At 44.0% G+C, this 3,106-nt stretch carries 3 protein-coding genes; all 3 read right to left on the bottom strand.

Features of this window, described 5'->3' with window-relative positions; all coding sequences use genetic code 11:
- Nucleotides 1-1,657 (bottom strand): recombinase family protein (locus tag WH96_RS20770; protein ID WP_047766165.1); only part of this gene is annotated, 1,657 nt, incomplete at its 3' end.
- Between the two features lie 20 nt (nt 1,658-1,677).
- Complete coding sequence (locus WH96_RS22085; protein ID WP_156176892.1) at nt 1,678-1,827, bottom strand: hypothetical protein; 150 nt, start codon at nt 1,825-1,827, stop codon at nt 1,678-1,680.
- Between the two features lie 57 nt (nt 1,828-1,884).
- Nucleotides 1,885-2,997 carry a Fic family protein gene (locus tag WH96_RS20765; protein WP_047766164.1) on the bottom strand — a complete coding sequence of 371 codons (1,113 nt, stop codon included), beginning with the start codon at nt 2,995-2,997 and terminating at the stop codon, nt 1,885-1,887.
- Between the last annotated feature and the right edge of the window lie 109 nt (nt 2,998-3,106).

Raw genomic sequence — 3,106 nt, 5'->3', positions numbered from 1 at the left:
TCGTAGGTTCAAATCCTACCCCCGCAACCAACTTTACAGACTCTACGCAAAAGTCGCTCTCATCGAGCGGCTTTTCTGCGTTTACAGCCATAGACAATATCCCAGCCAGATGGCCTTTGATACTCACACTTAGTGTGGCTTTACCCGTCTCGTCAGTAGTTGGTGAGAGAATGATTTCCTCAATAAGACCTCTGATAATATCGACAGCTTTTGCACGGTGACTTTCCTGGGCTAGGAGAGGGATCAGGTTAGAAACTTGCTTTCGATAAAGCTCCGCCATGCCAGTATGTAAAAGAACAGGCTTTGCTGGTGAGGTATCTAGTTTGGCTTGTAACTCTATTTTACGAGTTTCGAGATCAGAAATCTTATCTTTTAAGTGACTACCGGGTACGCCATCAATGATTGCCTGTATGAGCTTATCAAGCTCTCTATCAATTTTCTCCAGTTCTTTATGCTCACGTACAAGAACTGCATTGTGATCTGCAGTCAGGCTATTCATACGCTCAGTGTAACGCTGACAGAAAACTTCAAAGAGTTCGGGGTCCATAAGGTGATCTGATAGCCCGTTAAAGACTGTTTCTTCTAATGCATCACGTCGTAACGTGGTGAGATTATCGCATGTACCTTTGTTACGGGCAGCAGCACAGCCAACACGCTCTGAATTCACGTGGATCATACCGCCACCGCAAGAGCCACACTTCATGAGACCTGAAAACAGATACTGAGGGCGCTTTCTATCCCACATACCCATTTTACGACCTTGTTGGGCTTTGCTTGTGAGGGAAGTTTTCTCCTGGCGTTCTTTAACAGCATCCCATAGTTCTGGTTTGATGATTCTAAGTTCGGGGATTTCCGTAATTACCCATTCTTCTTGCGGGTTCAGGCGTGAAATACGTTTACCTGTATCAGGATTTTTGATGTAGCGCAGACGGTTCCAGACAAGCTTACCTTGGTAGAGGTCATTATTAAGGATACCTGTACCACGTTCTTTGTTGCCATGAATTGTACTGGCTCCCCATTCTTTGCCTGTAGGGGTAGGGATACTCTCTTTATTGAGCATCACAGCAATAGCCCGTGGGCTTTGTCCGGCAGCGTAAGCGTTAAAGATACGTGTGATCGTGCATGCTTGATCGTCGTTAATTGCCCGCTCACCTGTAATAGGCGTACCGCTTTCATCTATCTTGCGTATAATATCGTAACCGTAAGATTTACCTCCACCAGGTTTGCCTGCTTCTACACGTCCTCTGAGGCCACGTCTGGTTTTGTCGGCTTGGTCTTTTAGGTACAGGGCCCCCATTGTCCCTTTGAGGCCGACATGAAGTTCGTTGATAAGTCCTTCGGACAAGGTAATGATTTTAACGTCATTAAAAGACATGCGTTTATAGATATGAGCGATGTCTTCTTGATCTCGGGAGAGGCGATCAATGGATTCAGTGAGAATGATATCAATTTTTCCGGAACGGGTATCTTCTAGCAAGCTTTGAATACCAGAGCGGATAAGTGTCGCGCCACTTATCCCATAATCAGCATAGCTATTATATATTTGAAAACCTTCTTGTTTTGCTTTTAAGGTATAAATACGAAGTTGATCCTCAATTGATGCTTCACGTTGCATATCCGTTGAGTATCGAGCGTATAAGCCAGCGCGTAATGCCATGTGTCAAATCCTTTGACCTATCAAGGCTGCCGCTTCTGGGTAGCCTGTTTTAGATGTTCTTCTGCTGCAAGATCTGCCAGATATTCTGCAAGCTGCTTTAAGAGCAGTTGTGCATCACAGAATTCTGTATCTTGCAAAGGAGCATCGCATGTGTGTTTTTGATCGGCCATATAGCAAGACTAAACTGCTAAAAGACCAAACTTCCTCGCGATGTTCTCGTGGTTTATTTACTTATCTACGACATCCCGCATCATTGGGATATTGAGCCAATAGCGCGTACCTTTGAGTTGTCCCGTTTTAAACAAGGCTTCTTTCTTAACAAGATCATTTAAGTCTCGGGTCGTTGTTGCCCGTGGTGTTCCTGTTATACGCATATAGTTATCAGCACTGAGGCCACCCTTAAATCCTCCAATACCAGCTTTGAGCATGCGCAGGATTGCCTTTTTTTGACGCTCATTCATTTGATCTCGTAAAGCATCAAGAAACCGGGTTTTAGCAATAATGAAGTCAATCAATTGCTCGGAGTATTTTTGTGCTTCTAAGGTGGTGATTGCGAAATATGTGAGCCAGTTTGTGATGTCCATCCCCTTGTTGTTCGCTTCCAGGGAGGCATAGTAGCCAGTCCTATGAGCTTCTATGGTTTGAGAAAGCGCAATAAGAGAAGGGTGGCCGATGGCTTGAGCGAGAACTTTCTCAACCAATGCTCTGGCAATCCGACCGTTACCGTCTTCGTAGGGGTGGATGCTTACGAAATAAAGATGTGCTAATCCGGCCCGTGTTAAAGCTGGTAGCTTAGTACTGGTATTAAACCAGTTTATGAAGGCCTCCATCTCTGATTCCATATTGGAAGAGGGAGGTGCTTCAAAGTGAATAGTAGGTTTGTGGACGTATCCGGATATCACCTGCATTGATTCTGTGTGTGTGCGATAACCACCTTTTACTTTGATATGACGATGATCTATCATCAGCATGTGATGCCAATTATGAAGCGAGGCATGACTTAAAGGAGCATCATATGTCTGGTAGAGATCAACCATCATCTCTGCAATGCCTTGTTCGGCTAGACCAGCAGGATATACGTCTTGTTGGAGGCCAAATTGGCGACGGATAGAGGATTGAATACTGTCGCGGTTTAGGAACTCGCCCTCAATCTCGGATGTTTTAAGAGCTTCGTCACTAATCATATCAATAATCAGTGTTTGTTTTTCGTCCTCAGTGATGTGTTTATACGCACCAAGAATGACCCCGGATTCCTTTAAGAACCGTGTTTCAAATTCGGCCAGTTTTTCACTATCGTACTGAAAGTCAGGCCAGTCTTTTTGCTGCCAATTCCATTTCATGAGGTATAAATCATTCCTTTATTACTCATGATTATATATTAAGTGATGTATATTTGCACCTCTTATAGCTCAAATAATTTAATTTCCAAACTTCAGGTTTAAATCCACC

This window comes from Kiloniella spongiae, from assembly GCF_001026905.1.
Classification (GTDB): domain Bacteria; phylum Pseudomonadota; class Alphaproteobacteria; order Kiloniellales; family Kiloniellaceae; genus Kiloniella; species Kiloniella spongiae.
This window is presented reverse-complemented; position numbering and strand designations above follow the sequence as displayed.